Origin of the sequence: Ahrensia sp. R2A130 (assembly GCF_000179775.1) — a bacterium.
Classification (GTDB): domain Bacteria; phylum Pseudomonadota; class Alphaproteobacteria; order Rhizobiales; family Rhizobiaceae; genus Pseudahrensia.
Genome location: NZ_AEEB01000005.1, coordinates 232,054 through 249,891, shown reverse-complemented (window position 1 = coordinate 249,891; position 17,838 = coordinate 232,054). Strand labels below are relative to the sequence as shown.

At 58.6% G+C, this 17,838-nt stretch carries 21 protein-coding genes; 13 read left to right on the top strand and 8 right to left on the bottom strand.

Annotation, left to right across the window (positions count from 1 at the left end; translation table 11 throughout):
• The first annotated feature begins 101 nt into the window (after positions 1–101).
• The 3 genes from R2A130_RS07505 to R2A130_RS07495 are packed head-to-tail and all read left to right on the top strand — an operon-like array spanning position 102 to position 2,127.
• Positions 102–1,184 (top strand): murein transglycosylase A, encoded by a 1,083-nt coding sequence (locus R2A130_RS07505; protein ID WP_009464428.1) that lies wholly within the window; start codon positions 102–104, stop codon positions 1,182–1,184.
• Complete coding sequence (locus R2A130_RS07500) at positions 1,181–1,780, top strand: Smr/MutS family protein (protein WP_009464427.1); 600 nt, start codon at positions 1,181–1,183, stop codon at positions 1,778–1,780. Before R2A130_RS07505 ends, R2A130_RS07500 begins: the two co-directional genes overlap by 4 nt.
• Positions 1,777–2,127 carry a helix-turn-helix domain-containing protein gene (locus R2A130_RS07495; RefSeq protein WP_009464426.1) on the top strand — a complete coding sequence of 117 codons (351 nt, stop codon included), beginning with the start codon at positions 1,777–1,779 and terminating at the stop codon, positions 2,125–2,127. Before R2A130_RS07500 ends, R2A130_RS07495 begins: the two co-directional genes overlap by 4 nt.
• A gap of 43 nt (positions 2,128–2,170) precedes the next feature.
• Here the strand turns inward: R2A130_RS07495 and R2A130_RS07490 are convergent, their stop codons facing one another.
• From R2A130_RS07490 to R2A130_RS07470, 4 genes are all read right to left on the bottom strand, one after another.
• Positions 2,171–2,566, bottom strand: coding sequence for an ACT domain-containing protein (locus R2A130_RS07490; RefSeq protein WP_009464425.1), 396 nt, complete (start codon positions 2,564–2,566; stop codon positions 2,171–2,173).
• A gap of 608 nt (positions 2,567–3,174) precedes the next feature.
• The gene (locus R2A130_RS07480; RefSeq protein WP_009464424.1) at positions 3,175–4,137 is read right to left on the bottom strand and encodes a DUF1402 family protein; all 963 of its coding nucleotides are present in this window, start codon (positions 4,135–4,137) and stop codon (positions 3,175–3,177) included.
• A gap of 7 nt (positions 4,138–4,144) precedes the next feature.
• Positions 4,145–4,912, bottom strand: coding sequence for a cyclic nucleotide-binding domain-containing protein (locus R2A130_RS07475; protein WP_009464423.1), 768 nt, complete (start codon positions 4,910–4,912; stop codon positions 4,145–4,147).
• A 63-nt stretch (positions 4,913–4,975) separates the two neighbouring features.
• Complete coding sequence (locus tag R2A130_RS07470; RefSeq protein ID WP_156798434.1) at positions 4,976–5,830, bottom strand: LysR family transcriptional regulator; 855 nt, start codon at positions 5,828–5,830, stop codon at positions 4,976–4,978.
• A 102-nt stretch (positions 5,831–5,932) separates the two neighbouring features.
• On the opposite strand from R2A130_RS07470, the gene R2A130_RS07465 reads away from it, so the two are divergent.
• Positions 5,933–6,940, top strand: coding sequence for an aldo/keto reductase (locus R2A130_RS07465; protein WP_009464421.1), 1,008 nt, complete (start codon positions 5,933–5,935; stop codon positions 6,938–6,940).
• Between the two features lie 3 nt (positions 6,941–6,943).
• Here the strand turns inward: R2A130_RS07465 and hslU are convergent, their stop codons facing one another.
• The 3 genes from hslU to hslV form a co-directional block, all read right to left on the bottom strand.
• Positions 6,944–8,248 (bottom strand): ATP-dependent protease ATPase subunit HslU, encoded by a 1,305-nt coding sequence (hslU, locus tag R2A130_RS07460; RefSeq protein WP_009464420.1) that lies wholly within the window; start codon positions 8,246–8,248, stop codon positions 6,944–6,946.
• Positions 8,249–8,328: 80 nt separating this feature from the next.
• Complete coding sequence (locus tag R2A130_RS07455) at positions 8,329–9,543, bottom strand: hypothetical protein (protein ID WP_009464419.1); 1,215 nt, start codon at positions 9,541–9,543, stop codon at positions 8,329–8,331.
• Between the two features lie 4 nt (positions 9,544–9,547).
• Entirely contained in the window at positions 9,548–10,114 is a 567-nt protein-coding gene (gene hslV, locus R2A130_RS07450; RefSeq protein WP_009464418.1) for an ATP-dependent protease subunit HslV, read from the bottom strand.
• 125 nt (positions 10,115–10,239) lie between these two features.
• On the opposite strand from hslV, the gene hisB reads away from it, so the two are divergent.
• From hisB to coaA, 8 genes are all read left to right on the top strand, one after another.
• Positions 10,240–10,836, top strand: a complete 597-nt coding sequence (hisB, locus tag R2A130_RS07445; protein WP_009464417.1) for an imidazoleglycerol-phosphate dehydratase HisB — start codon at positions 10,240–10,242, stop codon at positions 10,834–10,836.
• A gap of 6 nt (positions 10,837–10,842) precedes the next feature.
• The gene (locus R2A130_RS07440) at positions 10,843–11,253 is read left to right on the top strand and encodes a DUF2628 domain-containing protein (RefSeq protein WP_009464416.1); all 411 of its coding nucleotides are present in this window, start codon (positions 10,843–10,845) and stop codon (positions 11,251–11,253) included.
• Positions 11,250–11,891: an imidazole glycerol phosphate synthase subunit HisH gene (gene hisH, locus R2A130_RS07435; protein ID WP_009464415.1), complete on the top strand. Its 642-nt coding sequence runs from the start codon at positions 11,250–11,252 to the stop codon at positions 11,889–11,891. The genes R2A130_RS07440 and hisH overlap by 4 nt, the downstream gene beginning before the upstream one ends.
• A gap of 7 nt (positions 11,892–11,898) precedes the next feature.
• Positions 11,899–12,630, top strand: coding sequence for a 1-(5-phosphoribosyl)-5-[(5-phosphoribosylamino)methylideneamino]imidazole-4-carboxamide isomerase (gene hisA, locus R2A130_RS07430; protein ID WP_040305422.1), 732 nt, complete (start codon positions 11,899–11,901; stop codon positions 12,628–12,630).
• Positions 12,627–13,085, top strand: a complete 459-nt coding sequence (locus tag R2A130_RS07425; protein ID WP_009464413.1) for a DUF6194 family protein — start codon at positions 12,627–12,629, stop codon at positions 13,083–13,085. Before hisA ends, R2A130_RS07425 begins: the two co-directional genes overlap by 4 nt.
• A 108-nt stretch (positions 13,086–13,193) precedes the next feature.
• On the top strand, positions 13,194–13,967 hold the full coding sequence (gene hisF / locus R2A130_RS07420; RefSeq protein WP_009464412.1) for an imidazole glycerol phosphate synthase subunit HisF: 774 nt from the start codon (positions 13,194–13,196) through the stop codon (positions 13,965–13,967).
• A 153-nt stretch (positions 13,968–14,120) separates the two neighbouring features.
• On the top strand, positions 14,121–14,459 hold the full coding sequence (locus R2A130_RS18425; protein ID WP_009464411.1) for a phosphoribosyl-ATP diphosphatase: 339 nt from the start codon (positions 14,121–14,123) through the stop codon (positions 14,457–14,459).
• Positions 14,460–14,462: 3 nt separating this feature from the next.
• Positions 14,463–15,422 carry a type I pantothenate kinase gene (coaA, locus tag R2A130_RS07410; protein ID WP_009464410.1) on the top strand — a complete coding sequence of 320 codons (960 nt, stop codon included), beginning with the start codon at positions 14,463–14,465 and terminating at the stop codon, positions 15,420–15,422.
• On the opposite strand, the gene arfB is transcribed toward coaA, so the two are convergent.
• The gene (gene arfB, locus R2A130_RS07405; protein WP_009464409.1) at positions 15,419–15,898 is read right to left on the bottom strand and encodes an alternative ribosome rescue aminoacyl-tRNA hydrolase ArfB; all 480 of its coding nucleotides are present in this window, start codon (positions 15,896–15,898) and stop codon (positions 15,419–15,421) included. The two genes, coaA and arfB, sit on opposite strands and share 4 nt — an antisense overlap.
• Before the next feature lie 29 nt (positions 15,899–15,927).
• Between arfB and R2A130_RS07400 the strand changes: the two genes are divergently transcribed.
• Complete coding sequence (locus tag R2A130_RS07400; RefSeq protein WP_009464408.1) at positions 15,928–17,742, top strand: IlvD/Edd family dehydratase; 1,815 nt, start codon at positions 15,928–15,930, stop codon at positions 17,740–17,742.
• The last annotated feature ends 96 nt before the right edge of the window (positions 17,743–17,838 follow it).

Here is a 17,838-nt window from a genome sequence, read left to right as displayed (position 1 = left end):
CGCTCACGCAGATTGGCTGCGCCAATCGCTCCGCGGGGGCGCCGCATAGGCGGCGGTCGCTATTCGCTCCTGTTGGTGCCTTGAGGCGAGGCTGGTGACGTATGACTGGTCAACTTAGATGTCTTGAATTCGATGCTCTCGACGGCTGGGCTGCGGACGATCACCTGGCCGCCTTCGAGACCTTTTGCCGAAGTGCGCGGCGGATGGTGGAGAAGCCGCCTACTACGCGAAAATTGGGGGCGGATGGTGCGGCGCTGGCTGCTGTTGGTGCGTTGGCCTTGGCGGCGGAAGTTGAGTCTTCTGAACAGGCGCGACAATTTTTCGAGCATTATTTCACGCCTCACCATATTGAAGGCGAGGGGTTGCTCACCGGATTTTTCGAGCCGGTTGTCGAGGCTTCCCTGACGCCAAGCGCTGAATTTGCCCATCCGCTTTATACCCGCCCCGATTGGTTGGTGGATGTCGACGATGCGAACCGGCCGGAAAGCTGGTCGCCAGATATTCGCTACGGTCGCCTCACTGCCGATGGTCTTGTCGAAGCACCCGACCGCGCGGCAGTGATGGATGGGGCGCTGGACGGGCAAGGGCTGGAGATGGTCTGGCTGCGTGATCCCGTCGATGCGTTCTTTATTAACGTGCAGGGTGCGGCGCGGCTGGCGATGAGCGACGGCACCACACGACGCATCACCTATGCGGCGAAGTCCGGCCACGCTTACACATCTATTGCCAAACTGCTTTGCGCCCGTGACGGTATCGACCCTGCCACCATGACCGCTGACAAACTGGCGGATTGGATGCGGACGAACCCGGAAGATGCGAAAACCCTGCTGCGGCAAAACCGCTCGTTCATCTTCTTTGCGTTCAGCGATGACAACACGACCGATCCGTCACTGGGGCAGATTGCTGCTGCGAAAGTGCAGTTGACGCCGAGGCGATCCATGGCTGTGGACCGGTTGCTTCACACATTTCACACGCCCGTTTTCATCAACTCCACCGAGCCGTTGCCCGGCGACACCAGCCCGTTGGCGCGGTTGATGGTGGCGCAGGATACCGGCTCCGCCATCACCGGTGCTGTGCGCGGCGACATTTTCACCGGGTCCGGCGATGCGGCGGGATTGATCGCAGGGCGGGTGCGCCATCCCCTTGCCATGACGGTGTTGATGCCCAAAGTGGTGCCATCATGAGCCGCCCTCCCAAACCACCGTTCACGCTGGAAGACCGCCAGCTTTGGCACCTTGTCGCGCAAACCACCGAGCCGATGGACGCCAAGCGTGGCGACCAGTTGCGCGCGGATATGGAGGCGCTGATGGGCCAGGCGGGAACCACCGGAAACAGCTTTCAAACACCCCGCCGCTATAGGCCACCTGTCGGCAACACACCGGCTGCACCGCACAAGCAAACCGTGGCAAAACAGGCTAGCGGTTTCGTTTCCCACCCCATCGAAGAGCCGGTTTACAAGAAGCTCGGCAAGGGTCGTCTATCCGTCGATTCCCGCATCGACCTGCACGGTATGACGCAGGATCGCGCCCGTTTTGCGCTGCTGGATTTCCTGCAAATGGCGCAGCAGGCCGATGACCGGATCGTGCTCGTCATCACCGGCAAGGGCAATGAAGGCACGGGCGTGCTGCGTCGTAACGTGCCGCAATGGCTGGACTTGCCGCAATTTCGCAGTCTCGTGAACGGCACCCGCCCCGCCCACGCCTCCCACGGCGGCGAGGGCGCGATGTATGTCCGCGTTCGCAAACCCCGCGCCCGCGTTCCCCACTCTCGTACCCGATGACACCGTTTGGCGAATATTTGCGCAGGCTCCGTCGCGAACGCGGCGTGACGCAACAGGATATGGCCGAGGCCATTGGTGTCAGTCAGGCCTACCTGTCCGCTTTGGAACATGGCAAACGCGGGCAGCCATCATGGCCGCTGCTGCAATCCATCACCGGTTATTTCAACATTATTTGGGATGAAGCGGAGGCATTGCAACAAGCAGCTGCGCTTTCGCATCCAAAGGTGACCGTGGACACCAGTGAGGCATCACCCAAAGCCACGCTGGTTGCGAACCGGATGGCGAGGGAGCTAGGGGAGCTGTCGGACAAGCAGTTGGACGCGGTGTTGGCAGTGCTGGATGAATGAACGTGGGTCAGCAATGCGGGCTTAGCGATTGATTGTCTAACGATTAGCCTGAGGCCATGTTCTGTAGAACGATCATTGCATCATCCTCACGACCTTCCGGCACAAAAAGGTGGTCGTGGAAGAAGCCGGACACGGGATTTACACCCATGTCATGTTTCGCCAGTTCCGACGCGATCAGAGCCATGAATCCCACCGCCTCCAACGAAGAATGAATATTCAGCGTAATCATTCTGCAAGGAAACTCATACGGCAATGAGTATGCTTCTGCGTCTGATTTCAGCAAGATAAGGGTTGTGCCCTCTGCTTCTTCGAAGACCATACGAGGTGCTATGTCTTTAGGTGCTTGGCCTGGTTGGACTGTTACGAAAACAAACACTCCGTCGACCAGAATGGCCGATAGTGATCTTATCAACTCACCCAAGTTTGTCTCACCAGCCATGATTTATTCCAACCGACCAATTGTACCTTGCCTCACAGTATGTTGACGGTAACGAACTGTGTCGAGCTAGAAGTCTGATATGCATACGCCCGGCGCTTCGGGCTCCAAGCAGACATTCGTAAGGCGAATGGTCTGGATATCGTGCTATATTCTCTCCCCGCACTCCCCACCTCCCTTATCCTATCCACTCTTTCGCGCATGAGCCGACGGTCCGGACCGTCCTGATCGTTGCGTGGAGGCGATCCTTCCGTCGCGCGCGCTTAACGGACGCAAGCGGGCGGAGCTCTATGTCGCACCGGCAGGGCTGCCACAACAGCTTCGGGACCGGACGTCGAGCGTCAGCAATGGCGGGCCGAAGGCAAGGCCGATGAAGCGCAAGTTTCATGTTCGGGGAGGTGACGGGAATGGTGTTGAGACACATCCGCAGCAGGATCGAGCGGGGCGAAGGTGTCATGCCTTTTTCGCCTGAGAACTACAGGCTAACGGCAGACTTCTTCGTCCCGCTGGCTCATTTTTTACGGGGTCGCTTTCGTTTGCCAAAGGCAAACGGCGACACCTTACTCCTCGTTCGGACGCTGAAAGGCGGGTCGAGGTAAAGTCGTGCCCACTTACAAAATAGACCTCAGGTCAGCCTCTTTTTCATTCACCAACCAGCCGTAGTAATTTTCGCGCGGCAGAAGTGGTTTCTTACCGGCGGCCTTTCGCTTGGCGTTGTTGACCCGCAAAGTGTTCGCGCGTCTTGGGACGTTGCCCAGATTGTAAAGCGTCGCGGTGATGCCCGGGTTACGCGAAATGTCGAAGCCCGCCACGCTGCGGTAGGAATCGATAGCATGGCGGATCACGGCGGCCATGTAGTTGAGCGTGGAATCCGGTTCCATGATCGTGTTGTAGATTTCCGGTGCACGGCGCACGGAGAGTTTTGGTTCACGCGGAATACGGCTGCGCACCAGATCGTTGGCCTTCAACGCGGTGAGCGGGTTCAACTGGCCAAGACCGAATGTCTGACCGGCATAAAAGGGCTGGAAGAAAACACGACCGAGACGATCATTCGGCCAGCGTTTACCGGCGATGGATTTGCCGCGATATTGGCTGTCCCAGACATTCTCGATGCAGGTCCAATACGGATAGGATGAGCGTTGGGATTTGCATTTGGCGAAGGCCGGTTGGCCGACCAGTTTGGTGATCGACGTGCCCTTGTGACCGAAGGAAAGGTCTTGGCCGAGATAGGCCAGCGCCTTCACATAGTAGCTCTGCAGCCGGTCTTTGGCGTCGACATTATAAGTGTGCTCGCCCACCAGCGCGCCGACGATGTGGATCGGGTCGATGCCGAAAGTGGCAGCCGCCTTCTTGATCTTGCCGCGCAGTTTGGAGTCACGCGCGATGAGATTGCGGATCTTGGTGTATTTAGCCTCGTAACCCAGCGCACGGCTGCGCTTGACGGACCCGGCCGGAATCTTCGGCTGTGTGCTGGAATTGTTGCCAGGAGGAACAACCGTCTGCGCCACCGCGATTGATGAAGCGGCTGGAACCGACAGGGAAAGGGCGAGTGAAAGGAGAAGAGCACGAAACATGAGAAGACTATGCCAAGGGGTTGTCGCCGGGGAAAGAGCCGGTGGTGTCAGGAGATTGTTGACCTGCAAGCTTCGGCACAGTGCCAGCAAGCTTCGCGGCCAGATCGTAAGAGATGAGCGCGCGTAACGCACGGTCGAGAGAGGCATGCTTGACCATACGGCGGGTGATCGTAACGCGTGGCCAGCGCACGTAGCGCGTGCCGGGTTGGATCATCACATCAGCGGACGCCACACCCTCGGTGATGAAAGCGATCTCCGCGATAAAGCAGGGGCCGGTAGCCACGATGTCACTGTCTGGTCCGCCCACCGTGGCGCGACCATCTAGCAGGAGGAAGAAAGAGTCTGGAATTTTACCAAAGCGAGTGACCATCACCTCTTGCTCGGCTTCTTCGATTTCCAACCCTTTCATAAGGCGGCGCACCTCGCCGGGCTGGATCATGCCGGGTGAGATTTCATCTAGCGCATCGAGCACATCGCGGTTTTCGCGCAGAAAGAACGGCAATCTATCCATGGCGATGGACACAAGGCCTATGATGTTGGCGGTGCCGATAACGCTGGAGGCGAAGATCGCATCCCATAACGGAGTTTCCGGATGGAAGGTGAAATAGGCGAGATCGAAAGCCGCGCCTGCGAGCAGCAACAACCGCAACCACACTTGGTTTGTGAGCAGCAAACCGCCCGCATAGCAAAGCATACCGGCATGGACGAGATAGGCGGTGGGGGTGGCGTTACCCGACAGAAAATTCCACGCGGCGGAGCCAAAAGCTTCCAGCATTTGCAAGTCTCCCCTTCTTCACTAACAGCCCAACTTCGGGAGTGAACGCGGCCCCTGAGATGACTATGCCAGCGTGGTGCGGTCGCGTGAAGCGTCGAGTGACGCAATCCGGTCCAGCACGCGGCGAACCTCCGGCAATCTGCGGTCATCATCATGGGTGACGAGCCAGCTGGCATGGGTCAGCTCCGCAATTGGTTCATCACGCCGCTGCAGCGACTTATGTGCATCGCCTACAAATGTCGGCAGAACCGCTTGGCCGACACCTGCCAAAGCAAGGTCCAGCGCAAGGCGCGGGTTGGAGACTTCGCAGGCGATTTCGGAACCGGACCGTTTACCAACATAAAGGGCCGATGGTGTCTCGGCTGCAACTTTGATCCAGCGTTCAGGGGCGTTGTTTTTGGCGTAAGCGGCAAACTCCACCTGCCGCAGTTTACGACCCGCAACACCGACCTCCGTGGGCCGGGCATTGCGAATGCCGATAGTGATCTCGCGACGCGCGATGGAGCGAACGGCTTCGCCCGCTTCAAGGCGCAACAGAACGTCCGGCGGATCGCCAGTGAGGTGACGGATCGAAACCGACAACGCCCACATGGTCCAGGTGCCTGCGCCGATTTTGACCAAGGGCAATCCCCGCTGTGCCGGGCTGGTGGTAAGCTGGGTGAGCCTGTCGGCCACCGGCTGAAGATCGCGACGCAGTTTTTGGCCGTCATCGGTAAGATCATAACCATGGGTGCGGCGAATGAAGAGCTCGCGCCCCAATGATCGCTCCAACGCCCGCATACGACGCCCCAATGTAGCGGGACTGGAGCCCGTAGCGCGGGCGGCAGCGGACAAACCGCCAGCTTCGCAGATCGAGAGGAAAGCTGCGAAGTCATCCCAGTTTGGTGGGATGGTAAATTCACCTATCTTTTCATTCATGAAACGATCCATTCGTTTCGTGTCGTTCCGTGCAAGGTCGCCTGCGGTTAGGATTTTGGCAAGCGCGGAACCTACTGCGCCTTACAGATAGAGAGGCCCGACATGACCAATTCACCAGAAACCACCCACATCGCCGGACATGAAGTACCCCGAATTGGAATGGGCTGTTGGGCCATCGGTGGGCCGTTTTCTATGAATGGCTCACCAGCAGGTTGGGGCGAAACGGATGACGCGGAGTCCAAAGCCACCATCGAAGCATCATGGGATGCAGGTGTCCGTGTGTTCGACACCGCGCAAGCCTATGGCACCGGTCATTCCGAAACGCTGCTGGGCGACGTGTTGGGTAACCGCAAGGAGGCTTTCATCGTGTCCAAGTTCGGGCATGAGCTGGATAGCCAAAACCGGATTCTTCTAACTGCAAAACTGGATGCCGATCACATCACGTCTTCAATCGAAGCAAGCCGCAAGCGCCTGCAGCGCGATACGATTGATCTCATGCTGCTGCATATCAACGTGCTGGATAATGCCAAAGCAAACCGCGTGTTCGACACCCTTGAGGGGTTGGTCGAACGCGGATTGATCGCCAAATATGGCTGGAGCACGGATTTTCCCGACAGTGTCGACGCTATGGCGGGACGGCAGAATTTTGTCGCCATTCAACACGCGATGAACGTGTTTCTCGATGTGCCAAGCATCAACGAAAGCGCGGCGACTGGAGACCTCATTCAGATGATCCGCTCGCCGCTGGCGATGGGTTTGCTGACAGGAAAGTTCAGTGCAGGCCAGCGTATCGGCGGGAAAGATGTTCGGACACAGGACGCCAATTGGCAGGGCTATTTCGACAAAGGCGTGCCGTCGGAAAAGTTCATGGCGCAGCTAGAAGCTGTGCGCGAATTGCTGATGAGCGATGGTCGGACCATCACCCAGGGTGCGCTGTGCTGGTTGCTCGCAAAGGGGCCGAACATTGTGCCCGTGCCCGGTGCCCGCACGCCAGAACAAGCGAGTGAAAATGCCGGAGCGCTTGAGTTCGGCCCGCTGCCGAACAGCGTCATGACTGAGATCGAAACCATTCTGGACCGGCCGCCTGAAGGCGAACCCGGCCCAAAATAGCGCCTATAAAATGTAGCGCGACAGATCGGTGTCGGCGGCGAGTTCGCCGACATTTTTGCGCACAAATTCAGCGTCCACGGTCACCGTGTCGCCGGATCTGTCGGGTGCTTCGAAGGAGACCTCATCGAGGACCTTCTCCATCACCGTTTGCAAACGACGGGCGCCGATGTTTTCGACGGAGGAGTTCAGTTCCACCGCAATATCGGCCAGCGCGTCGATGGCATCTTCGGTGAATTCCACCGTCATATCCTCGGTGCCGAGAAGCGCGATATACTGCTTGATCAGGCTAGCTTCCGTCTCGGTAAGAATGCGCACGAAATCGTCTTTCGTCAGCGCGCGCAGTTCCACGCGGATGGGCAAACGGCCCTGCAATTCGGGCAGCAGATCGGAGGGTTTGGCAACATGGAATGCGCCGGACGCCACAAAGAGAATGTGGTCGGTTTTTACGGGCCCATATTTCGTGGCGACTGTGGTGCCTTCCACCAGCGGCAGCAAATCGCGCTGCACGCCTTCGCGGGAAACGGAACCGCCGCGCACGTTTTCCGACACGGCGATCTTGTCGATCTCGTCGAGGAAAACGATGGCGTCGTTCTGCACGGATTCCAGCGCTTCGGCGACGACTTGTTCGTCATCCAGAAGCTTGTCGCTTTCTTCGGCGATGAGAAGTTCGTAGCTTTCCTTCACCGTGGTCTTGCGCTTCTTGGTTTTCTTACCGCCCATCTTGGACATGATCTCGCCGAGGTCGATCATGCCGCCTTGGCCGGGGGGCATGCCGGGAATTTCGAAGCCGCCGGGTGCGCCGGTGTCGGCCACTTCGACTTCGATTTCCTTCTCATCCAACTCGCCCTCTCGCAGCTTCTTCATGAAGGAAGCGCGGGTGGATGGGCTGGCGGTGGAACCAACCAGCGCGTCGAGCACGCGGTCTTCTGCGGCTATGTGAGCCTTGGCCTTCACTTGCTCACGCTTCTTTTCGCGGACCAAACCGATGCCAATTTCCACGAGGTCACGGATGATCGATTCCACATCGCGGCCGACATAGCCGACCTCGGTGAACTTGGTCGCTTCGATCTTGATGAAGGGCGCGCCAGCGAGTTTTGCCAGGCGGCGGGAGATTTCCGTTTTGCCGACGCCGGTGGGACCGATCATCAAAATGTTCTTCGGCATCACCTCTTCGCGCATGGGCGATTCCAACTGCTGACGGCGCCAGCGGTTGCGCATGGCAACGGCCACGGCACGCTTGGCATCGTTCTGGCCGATGATGAAACGGTCGAGTTCGGAAACGATTTCGCGGGGAGAAAATGTGGTCATGAAAGTCCTGTCAGTCTTGCGGCACTACAGCCAGCTTTGGCTTTACATAGGGCGATGAATTGCGATTGCGACAGCCGGCGTTATGCGACCTTTGTTCCGATGGGCGGGAGGCGGTTGAGGATGGCTTTCGGCAAGGTGGTTGCTATGGTGGCAGCGCGAATTTTTTGCCAGCCCGCACCGAAGGTGATGACTAGGATGCCGACTAGCGCCAGCACCACTGCGAAGGTGGGAACGCCGGTCGTGCTGGCAGTCGCCTGCACCAGCGAGACGACGCCTACGGTGGCGAAATAACCCAGCGCCGGGACCAGCAATGAGCGGCGGTCAATAGCCAGCGCGGTGTAGAAAAAGACGGCCACAAGGATCAGCAATGTAATGGTCGCTGATGTATCCCCGCCGCTGGATTCTACCGGCATGATGTTGGCGAAAAACGGCATGGTGCCGGTTGCCAGCACAAATAACGGATGAACGATGAGCGGCGCGGAAATAACGTGCATCCAAAACGCGCAGTCGGACAACAGCGTGTCGCGGTGGCGGTCCTTCAGATCGAGAAACACGCCGATGGCAAAGACCACGAGCCCCATGACGAGAGGAACCCAGAGCAGGCTTTTGCCCAGTGCAACGGCGTCGGCCTCATTCGCCACAGGCGTGCGCCACGACAGGATGCCATCAACGACGCCATTGGCGATGCCGGTGGCGACGAATGCCAGCGCGGTAACGACCAGAACGGCGGTCATGATGGGGACGCGGAAGCGGGCAAACCACGCGAGCGCGGCAAATGCGGTTGCGCCAATACCCATGAGGGCAACGCCACGGATCTGGTCCCGCAGATCAAGCGCCTGAAGCGGATTTTGCGCTTCGATGAAATCTACGTTTGTGGCGATCCACGACACCAATCCGGTGATGACAGCAGTGGTGAACGCAATGGCGATAACGAGGCTGGAGAGTTTCATGCGGCGTTGACGTGTGACAATTTCTGCCAGCCCCCAGAGAAAGACTGCCATCACCGCGCAGGAGGTTACGAGGTCCGGCATCCAGCTTGAAATGGCGGGCCAGACACCTGCCATAAGAAGCAAGATACCGAGCGCGACGAAGACATCGTTCCCACCGCCAACGAGGCGGAAGGGTTCTTCGCTATCGGTGGTTTCAAGAGCAAGCGGTTCAGCGATAGGAACGGGTTCAACGGCGAATTGAACCAGCGCATCGCATTGAGCTGGTTCGATCAACCCGCGCCGTGCCGCCTCGCCCAATTGCGTGGCGGTGAGGGTAATCTCGTTCTTGATATCTTCACCGCTCACGGTCTTATTTCTCGTCCATCGTTTCGACGACGAGATTGTGGTTCGTGTAAACGCAGATGTCGGCAGCGATGGTCATGGCCTTGCGGGCGATGGTCTCGGCGTCGGCATCCGTGTCGTAAAGTGCGCGGGCGGCGGCCAGCGCGTAATTGCCGCCGGAGCCGATAGCCATGACGCCATGTTCCGGTTCGAATACATCACCCACACCGGTAAGGCAGAGCGAGACTTCTTTATCGGCCACCAACATCATGGCTTCGAGTTTTCGCAGGTAGCGGTCGGTGCGCCAGTCTTTCGCCAATTCAACGGAAGCGCGCATGAGCTGGCCGGGATATTGTTCCAGCTTACCTTCCAGTCGCTCCAACAGGGTGAAGGCGTCTGCTGTCGATCCGGCAAAACCAGCGATGACTTTACCGTCTTTGCCGATACGGCGGACTTTTTTGGAGTTTGATTTCATCACGGTCTGCCCCATGGAGGCCTGACCGTCACCGGCGAGCACGACCTGCCCGCCCTTTCGCACCATGATGATGGTGGTGGCGTGCACCTTCGGCAGCCAGCTTTCGTTTTCGTGTGCCACGGGAAATTCTCCGTTCGTCTCTTCATTGCTTCACCATGTAAGCGCGCAAAAGGCGAATGCAATTGCGCGAAAATGGTGGCCTTGGTAGTAACGGCGCAATCCCGCAAGAAACTTCGGCATAAACCATGGCCCGCACAGCTTCTATCGAGCGCAAAACGAACGAGACCAAGATCATGGCATCCGTCGATCTGGACGGTACCGGTGCTTGCCGTTCGGCCACTGGCGTGGGCTTTTTCGATCACATGGTGGACCAACTGGCGCGCCATTCGTTGATTGATATTTCGCTGGAGGCGCAGGGCGATTTGCACATCGACGATCACCACACGGTGGAAGATTGCGGCATCGCGCTTGGTCAAGCCATCGACAAAGCGCTGGGCGACCGCGCAGGCATTCGCCGTTACGCCTCGCTCGATCTGGCGATGGACGAAGCGCTCACGCGCGCAGCTGTCGATGTGTCCGGTCGTCCGTTCCTGGTGTTCGATGTAGATTTTACGGCGCAACAAATCGGCACATTCGATACCGAGCTGGTGCGCGAATTCTTTCAGGCACTGGCGCAAAACGCGCGGCTGACGCTGCATGTCGATAATCTGCGCGGCGCGAATTCGCACCACATCGCGGAGACCTGCTTCAAGGCCGTCGCTCGTGTGCTGCGCGTGGCGTTGGAAACCGACCCACGGCTGGATGGCGCGCTGCCTTCCACCAAAGGCACGCTGACCGCGTAAGGCACCATGATCCACACGATCCACATTCCGCCTTCTTCTGATTCCGGGGGTGGCGAAGTTTGGGAGGCTGTTGCCATTCCCGAGACCAAAGCGCCGTGGGCATTGATCGCGCCGCCATTCTGGCTGGCGTTTCACAAGCTGTGGTGGCCGTTGGTTGTCTATCTGCTCGTGGCGGTAACCGGCTTTGCACTCATGACAACACCTGCTGCGCCCGCCGCATTTTTGCTAGGCGGATTGCCAGGGCTGTACCTTCTGCTCGAAGGCCATCAACTGCGCCGCAATGCACTGGAGCGTGATGGTTGGGCTTTTGCCGGTGTGGCAGAAGGCCATGATCCTGAAGAAGCTCTCGCCCGCCATTTCGGACGCATGACCAACATAGCCACGCAATCGATCTACGGGCGGGCGGTGACAGCATGACCACCGCAATCATTGATTACGGTTCGGGCAATTTGCGCTCTGCCACGAAGGCCTTTGAACGCGCTGCCCGCGAAGGCGGAACCGACGAGGCTATCGTGCTCACCGCAGACGCCGACACCGTGCGCCGTGCGGACCGCATCGTGCTGCCTGGAGTGGGTGCCTATGCCGATTGTCGCGCGGGCCTTGATGCTGTGCCGGGCATGGTGGACGTTTTGCAAGAACGGGTGCGCGATGGTGGCGTTCCGTTTCTCGGTATCTGCGTCGGCATGCAGTTGATGGCAGAACGTGGGCTGGAGAAAAGCATCACCCCCGGTCTCGGTTGGATCAAGGGTGACATCGCGCTGATGGAGCCTTCCGACCCGTCACTTAAAATTCCGCAGATCGGCTGGAACGAGCTGAACCGCCACCGCGACCACGCGCTGCTAAACGGTATCGCGCCGGACCTTCACGCCTATTTCGTGCATTCCTACGCACTCGTGGATGGCGACGATGACACGATCATCGCCACAACGAACCACGGCGGCGAATGGCCAGCCTTAATCGCCAAGGACAACATGGCCGGTACGCAGTTCCACCCTGAAAAAAGCCAGACGCTTGGTCTTGCTCTTATCGCCAATTTTCTCGCGTGGGCACCCTAATATGTCGATGATCCTCTATCCCGCTATCGATCTTAAAGGCGGCGAATGCGTTCGGCTGAAGCTCGGCGACATGGCGCAGGCCACCGTTTACAACACCGACCCCGGTGCGCAGGCGAAGGCTTTTGAGGACCAAGGGTTCAAGTGGCTGCACGTTGTTGACCTTGATGGCGCGTTCGCCGGAGAAGCAGTGAATGGCGCAGCGGTGGATGCCATCATCGCGGCTACGAAAAATCCGGTGCAACTGGGCGGTGGTATCCGCACGCTGGCGCATATCGAAAGCTGGCTCGACCGCGGTATCTCCCGCGTCATTCTCGGCACCATCGCCGTGCGCGATCCTGATCTGGTGCGCGAAGCTTGCCGGAAATTTCCGGGCAAGGTAGCAGTCGGTATCGACGCCAAGGGCGGGCGCGTGGCGGTGGAAGGTTGGGCGGAAACATCCGACCTCACCGTGTTCGATATGGCTGCACGATTCGAGGATGCAGGAGCGGCTGCAATCATATATACAGACATCGACCGCGACGGAGTGTTGGCCGGTATCAACTGGGACAGCACGATTGCGCTGGCGGAAGCGACAAGCATTCCCGTTATCGCATCCGGTGGCCTTGCCTCGCTGGACGACATTCGCCGCATGACCAAGCCTGACGCTGCAAAGCTGAACGGCGCAATTACAGGCCGCGCACTTTACGACGGGCGTATCGACCCCGCCGAGGCGCTGGCCATTTTGGAGACGACCGCATGACACCCGAACAAATTGCCGAATGGCTGAGCGAACATTTCGCCCATGTCATACCGAAATCCGAAAAAAGCGAGACGAGCTATTTCGTCAATCCCGATAGCGAGATGCCGTCGGATACGTATTTTGCCTCCGTCATGGAAAAGAACAGCGACGAAGACCGCGCCTCCGGCCTCGACCGTGAAGGTGTGTTCCGCATCGATTTCGGTCCGGGCGCAGATGCTTTCGAAGCCATGTTCGGCGACGTACCAGCGCGCCCAGCCAAAGGCGAAATCATCGAAGGCCCATGGAATTTTGCCACGCTCGACACGATCATGCCCCACCCTGTTTATGGCTGGATGGGCTGGATGTGCGTTCTCAACCCGTCGCGCACGACATTCCACAAATGCAAGCCGCTGCTGGAAAGCGCCCACGCAAGAGCGATGGACACGGTGATGAAACGGTTGGACGGCGCAGCTTAAAGTGACACTGAAAACCCGCATCATACCCTGTGTTGATGTGAAGGTCCGCCCGTAACGCCCGCAGTCGCGCAGCGGCGATGACGGGCAAATAAAAAAGCGAACGTCCTTATGCTGAAGACCCGCATCATCCCCTGCCTCGACGTAAAGGACGGGCGCGTCGTCAAAGGCGTGAACTTCGTCGATCTGATCGACGCGGGTGATCCGGTAGAGGCTGCTCGTGCGTATGATGCTGCGGGGGCGGACGAGCTTTGCTTTCTCGACATTACGGCATCGTCCGACAACCGCGAGACTATCTACGATGTGGTCGCGCGCACGGCGGAGCAGTGCTTCATGCCTGTTACTGTTGGCGGCGGAGTTCGCACGCCGGATGATGTTCGAAAGCTGTTGTTAGCGGGTGCCGATAAAGTCTCGTTCAACACCGCAGCGGTCGCCGATCCTGATGTGATTGCACGGGCAGCAGATAAATTCGGCAACCAATGCATCGTGGCGTCCATCGACGCGAAACAGGTTGGTAGCCAAGACGAACAAAGGTTTGAGATCTTCACCCATGGCGGACGCACGGCCACCGGAATCGATGCTGTGGAGTTCGCCGCGCTGATGGTCGAAAAAGGCGCGGGCGAAATTCTGCTCACCTCTATGGATCGCGACGGCACGAAGGACGGCTATAATCTGCCGCTCACACGGGCCATCGCAGACGCCGTGCCGGTGCCGGTGATCGCATCTGGCGGAGCGGGCGAGTTGGACCATCTGGTGGACGCCGTGACCGAAGGCCATGCGAGCGCGGTACTGGCTGCATCGATCTTCCATTTCGGCACATTCACCATTCCAGAAGCCAAAGATCATATGGCGGCAGCAGGCATTCCCGTGCGCCGCGCGATCTGACACACTACGGCGCTCACGCTGTCGGTCTTTAGACCTTCGCTGCGCGGGCGCGGCACAAAAGCGCCGGGCGATCAGTCGATCGCCTCGCAATTCAAGCAGGGGCATGAGTTGCTCTGAATAAACAGCCTGCCGGGGCTGAGGGAGGACGCGGGTATGAGTGACTTTCAACTCACCGACCTGGAAAAAATTATCGCCGAGCGCGCCGCCGCAAAAGACGGCGACTCGTGGACCGTGCGCCTGCTAGCGCGCGGCACCAAGAAGGTGGCTGAAAAGTTCGGCGAAGAGGCGGTGGAAACCATCGTCGCTGCCGTCGCCAAAGACAAAAGCGATCTGCGCGATGAAGCCGCCGACACGCTATACCACCTCCTCGTGCTGCTTCATTCACGCGGCGTGAAGCTGGACGACGTGATGGAGGAGCTTTCCAAGCGCACAGCCCAAAGCGGCGTTGCTGAAAAGGAAGCCCGCGCGAAGTCGAAGAAGAAAGCCGACTGACCCGTGACGCCGCTCGAACCAGCCAACGCAAAGCCGTCACCCTTCCTTGAATTCGACGCGCAGGAATGGTCAGAATTCCGCGCCGACACGCCGCTGACGCTGACCGGCGAAGAGGTGACGCGGCTGCGCTCGCTGGGCGACCGGATCGACCAGCAAGAGGTGGAACGGATTTATCTGTCGATCTCGCGACTGCTGGCGAGCCATGTTGAATCAGCCATCAGACTGTTCCGCCAGCGTTCGCGCTTTCTCGATTTGCATGGGCAAAAAACACCGTTTGTCATCGGTATCGCCGGCTCGGTGGCCGTAGGTAAGTCCACCACTGCGCGTATTTTGCGCGAGTTGATGACGCGCTGGCCGGAAAGCCCGAAGGTCGATCTCATCACCACCGATGGTTTTCTGCTACCCAACGAAAAGCTTCGTGCAGCGGACATAATGGACCGTAAGGGTTTTCCTGAGAGCTTCGACAGGCGTCGTATTCTGGATTTTCTTGCCCGCATCAAAGCCGGCGAACGCAACGTCGAAGCCCCAGTTTACAGCCACAGTGTCTATGACGTGGTGGCAGGCGAAATGAAGGTCGTGGACCAGCCGGACATTTTGATTTTCGAAGGCATCAACGTGTTGCAATCTTCCGACCTGCCCCGTGGTGGCGACGAGGTACCGTTCGTTTCGGACTATTTCGATTTCTCCATCTATATCGATGCCGAGGAGAAGGTGATCGAGGATTGGTACGTGTCGCGTTTCATGAAGCTACGACAGACGGCCTTTCGCGATCCCGAAGCATTTTTTCACCGCTACAGCGAGTTGTCCGATAATGCCGCGCAGGCGGTGGCTCTCGATCTTTGGACGCGCATCAATCTGGTGAATTTGCACGACAACATTTTACCAACGCGCCAACGCGCAGATTTGGTGTTGCACAAAGGCGCGAGCCATTTGGTGGATAGAGTTTCTCTGAGAAGACTTTAATCCGACGACACCCGCCCGCGCAATTTCTTCACGCTCCCACGCTTCGTCTTTGAATCCATTCGCTTCTTACGCGCTGTCAGGCTCGGGCGCGTCGGGCGTCTCTTTTTAGGCGGCGGTGCAGACGCCTTTTTCAAAATCTCCACCAAACGTTCCCGCGCTTCGATTCGGTTCCGTTCCCGACTGCGATGGTTGGTGACCTGAAGCAGGATATTGCCATCTTGCGTCCAACGTGAACCGGCAATGCGTTCTGCATTGACGATCACCCGCTCTGGCATGCCCGCATCGCGTGGGTTGAAGCGCAGTTGCACGGCGGTGGACAGCTTGTTGACCGCCTGCCCGCCGGGGCCACCGGCTTGCACAAAACGTTCTTCGATATCGCTTTCGCTGATCGAAATCGTGTTCGTAATCTTGAGGAATGTTTCGGCCATGCTCTCCGATTGCGTTTTTACGGGCTTGGTTTCAAGGTGCAGCAACATATTCACTGTTGCCGAAAGCCGTTCGACCCATGAGCAAGCCCCGTCTTACCAAAGAGCAGTTGCGCTCTAAACTCTGGTTCGCCAACCCCGACGATATGGACATGACGGCGCTTTATATCGAGCGCTACATGAACTGGGGCATCACCCGCGAGGAGCTACAGTCCGGCAAGCCGATCATCGGTATCGCGCAGACAGGTTCGGATCTTTCGCCCTGCAACCGCCATCACATCATTCTGGCTGAACGGGTGCGCGAAGGCATTCGGGAAGCGGGCGGCATCGCGTTCGAATTTCCGGTCCATCCCATTCAGGAAACCGGCAAGCGACCCACCGCCAACCTCGACCGCAACCTTGCCTATCTCGGCCTCGTGGAAACGCTGTTCGGCTACCCGATCGATGGCGTTGTGTTGACCATCGGTTGCGACAAAACCATGCCCGCCATGTTGATGGCGGCGGCCACCGCAAACATTCCCGCGATGACGCTTTCCGTCGGGCCGATGTTGAACGGCTGGTACAAGGGCCAGCGCACCGGTTCCGGCACAATCAAATGGCACGCAAAGAAAGAGCTGTCGGCGGGCAAGCTGTCCTATGAAGAATACACCGACATTGTTGCATCTTCCGCCCCATCGCCGGGCTATTGCAACACGATGGGCACGGCCACGACCATGAATTCGCTGGCGGAAGCGCTTGGCATGTCACTGCCCGGTTCCGCAGCCATTCCCGCCGTTCACAAGGAACGGGCGGCGCAGGCTTACCTCACCGGTAAGCGCATCGTCGATCTGGTGTGGGAAGACACACGCCCGTCCGATATCATGACGAGGGAGGCGTTCGAAAATGCCATCGTCGTGAACTCCGCCATCGGCGGGTCCACCAACGCGCCCATCCATATGAAAGCCATTGCCAATCATCTGGGCGTGCGGTTGGACAATCAGGACTGGGAAGACCTCGGCTACGACATTCCGCTGATGCTGAACCTGCAACCGGCAGGCGAATATCTGGGTGAGGACTATCACCACGCGGGCGGTGTGCCAGCAGTGGTGGCAGAGTTGATGAAGCACGGCAAACTGCCCAACCCCAACGCAGGCACGGTGAATGGCGAGACCATCGGCGATAATTGCCGCGACGTGGAAATCGCCGACGAGAAGGTCATTCGCACGTTCGACAATCCGCTGTTGGCACAGGCCGGTTTCCTGAATTTGAAGGGCAATCTGTTCGATACAGCCATCATGAAGACATCGGTGATTTCCGATGAATTCCGCGACCGCTACCTGTCCAACCCCGATGACCCGATGGCCTTCGAGGGCCGTGCCGTGGTGTTCGACGGGCGCGAAGATTACCACGCGCGTATCGATGATGAGTCTCTCGGCATCGACGAGAACACGCTGCTGTTCATGCGCGGCGCAGGCCCCATCGGTTATCCCGGTGGAGCGGAAGTGGTGAACATGCAGCCGCCCGCCGCGCTGCTGAAAAAAGGCATCACCGCCCTGCCCTGTATCGGCGATGGTCGCCAGTCAGGCACATCAGGATCGCCATCGATCCTCAACGCTTCGCCGGAAGCTGCGGTCGGCGGTGGCTTGGCGCTGGTGGAAACCGGTGACATGGTTCGCATCGACCTGAACAAGCGCGAGGCGAATGTGCTGGTGGACGACGATACGCTGGCCGCCCGCGCCAAAGCGGTTGCCGACGCGCTGATCGGCGGTGGGCGCCTCGACTACGTGCCGGACCACCAGACCCCGTGGCAGGAAATCCAGCGCGGCATGGTGGACCAGTTCCAGGAAGGCATGGTGTTGAAACCAGCCGTGAAATATCGCGATGTCGCTCGCATCGTGCCACGGGATAATCACTGAAGCTCCGCTTCAGTGATTATGTCTGCGCTCACGCAGATTGGTTATGCCAATCGCACTGACTGGAGGCACAGGTTTGAAGCTTGTAACCCAAATTCG

Bases quoted from the DNA above. Each gene is read 5' to 3' on its own strand.
- R2A130_RS07425 (WP_009464413.1), top strand. From the start codon at position 12,627: ATGACACCCGAACAAATTGCCGAATGGCTGAGCGAACATTTCGCCCAT.
- R2A130_RS07465 (WP_009464421.1), top strand. From the start codon at position 5,933: ATGACCAATTCACCAGAAACCACCCACATCGCCGGACATGAAGTACCC.
- R2A130_RS07490 (WP_009464425.1), bottom strand. From the start codon at position 2,566: ATGGCTGGTGAGACAAACTTGGGTGAGTTGATAAGATCACTATCGGCC.
- R2A130_RS07505 (WP_009464428.1), top strand. From the start codon at position 102: ATGACTGGTCAACTTAGATGTCTTGAATTCGATGCTCTCGACGGCTGG.
- hisA (WP_040305422.1), top strand. From the start codon at position 11,899: ATGATCCTCTATCCCGCTATCGATCTTAAAGGCGGCGAATGCGTTCGG.
- R2A130_RS18425 (WP_009464411.1), top strand. From the start codon at position 14,121: ATGAGTGACTTTCAACTCACCGACCTGGAAAAAATTATCGCCGAGCGC.
- R2A130_RS07480 (WP_009464424.1), bottom strand. From the start codon at position 4,137: ATGTTTCGTGCTCTTCTCCTTTCACTCGCCCTTTCCCTGTCGGTTCCA.
- arfB (WP_009464409.1), bottom strand. From the start codon at position 15,898: ATGTTGCTGCACCTTGAAACCAAGCCCGTAAAAACGCAATCGGAGAGC.
- R2A130_RS07500 (WP_009464427.1), top strand. From the start codon at position 1,181: ATGAGCCGCCCTCCCAAACCACCGTTCACGCTGGAAGACCGCCAGCTT.
- hisH (WP_009464415.1), top strand. From the start codon at position 11,250: ATGACCACCGCAATCATTGATTACGGTTCGGGCAATTTGCGCTCTGCC.
- R2A130_RS07440 (WP_009464416.1), top strand. From the start codon at position 10,843: ATGATCCACACGATCCACATTCCGCCTTCTTCTGATTCCGGGGGTGGC.
- R2A130_RS07475 (WP_009464423.1), bottom strand. From the start codon at position 4,912: ATGCTGGAAGCTTTTGGCTCCGCCGCGTGGAATTTTCTGTCGGGTAAC.
- R2A130_RS07470 (WP_156798434.1), bottom strand. From the start codon at position 5,830: ATGAATGAAAAGATAGGTGAATTTACCATCCCACCAAACTGGGATGAC.
- hslU (WP_009464420.1), bottom strand. From the start codon at position 8,248: ATGACCACATTTTCTCCCCGCGAAATCGTTTCCGAACTCGACCGTTTC.
- R2A130_RS07495 (WP_009464426.1), top strand. From the start codon at position 1,777: ATGACACCGTTTGGCGAATATTTGCGCAGGCTCCGTCGCGAACGCGGC.
- hisB (WP_009464417.1), top strand. From the start codon at position 10,240: ATGGCCCGCACAGCTTCTATCGAGCGCAAAACGAACGAGACCAAGATC.
- R2A130_RS07400 (WP_009464408.1), top strand. From the start codon at position 15,928: ATGAGCAAGCCCCGTCTTACCAAAGAGCAGTTGCGCTCTAAACTCTGG.
- hisF (WP_009464412.1), top strand. From the start codon at position 13,194: ATGCTGAAGACCCGCATCATCCCCTGCCTCGACGTAAAGGACGGGCGC.